This window comes from Dactylosporangium sp. NPDC051485 (assembly GCF_040682015.1).
Classification (GTDB): Bacteria; Actinomycetota; Actinomycetes; order Mycobacteriales; family Micromonosporaceae; genus Dactylosporangium.
In genome coordinates, this window is sequence record NZ_JBFAZW010000257.1 from 1 (window position 1) to 1,141 (window position 1,141).

Annotated in this window: 1 pseudogene; it reads right to left on the reverse strand. The window is 81.0% G+C overall.

Annotation, left to right across the window (positions count from 1 at the left end):
- Window positions 1-1,141: pseudogene (locus tag AB0M46_RS51380) on the reverse strand (helix-turn-helix transcriptional regulator); the annotation flags it as partial.

Here is a 1,141-nt window from a genome sequence, read left to right on the forward strand (position 1 = left end):
CGCCCCCCCTCGACCGGCCGGGGGGGCCGCGCCCGCGCCCGGCCGAACTCGTGCTCGACGCCGCCCAGCCGGCCCCGCCCGCGTTCCCCGCGGGCCGGGGCCCACGGCTGGCCGGTGCGCTCGGCGAACGCGGCGAGGCGCCGCACCGCCTCCGGCACGCCGGCGATAGCGTCGGCGGTCCCGGCCCGCACGGCCGCCTCCACCAGGTCGGGGATGCAGCGGTGCGCGACGACGTGGTGGGCGAAGGGCTGGACCTGCAGGGCGAGCAGGCGCGGCACGGCCGCCTCGGGCCGGCCCTGGCCCAGGTCGAGCAGCGCGAGCGCCCACTGGGCCCACGCGTGGCCGGACGGCGCCACGCCCGGCGAGGCCACCTCCAGGGCGTCGGCGACGGCGGATCGGCATGGCTCCTCGTCGCCCTCGATGGCGGCGAGCGTGGCCCGCAGCGCCGAGAGCTGGCTGACCCACAGCGGCTGGCCGCCGTCGCGGGCCAGGGCCAGGCCCTCGGCCGCGCTGAGCGCCGCGTCGCGGTGGCGGCCCTGGAACAGCTCGGCCTCGGCCAGGAAGAACAGCAGGGTGGGCAGCAGGCCGGCGAGGCCCTCGCCCCGGCACCGGCCGGCGAGCGCGGCGGCCAGCTCGTGCGCCTCGGCGTCCTGGCCGGCGACGAAGCCGAAGCCGCACAGCTCCACCAGGTCGCGCGGGGCGGTCGCCGGGTCGAGCGCGGCCCGCCGGTCGGCCACCGAGGGCAGGGCCGGCGGGCGTCCCCGGGCGGCGGCGACCTGGAAGCGGGCGATCGGGTCGCCGTCGTGGCGGGCCAGGCGGTCGAGGCACTCGCCGAGGTGCGGCTCCCCGAGGTACCAGGCGGGGTGCACGGCGTGGCGCAGCACCCGGCCCGCCGTCTCGGGCGCCAGCTCGGCCGCGGCCGTGAGCAGCTCGTAGGCGGCCTGGAAGTTGCCCTGCCAGAACCAGGCCTGGCCCTCGATCCAGCCGACCCGGGCCAGGAACGCCGGGTCGGTGTCGAGGGACCCGGCCCGCTCGGCGAGGCGGACCGCGGCGGCCGGGGTCCCCGCCTGCAGACCCGTCTCGGCGGCCAGCAGCAGCCGGCGGGCCTGGGCGGCGGGCGCCTCGCTCAGCGCGGCGGCCC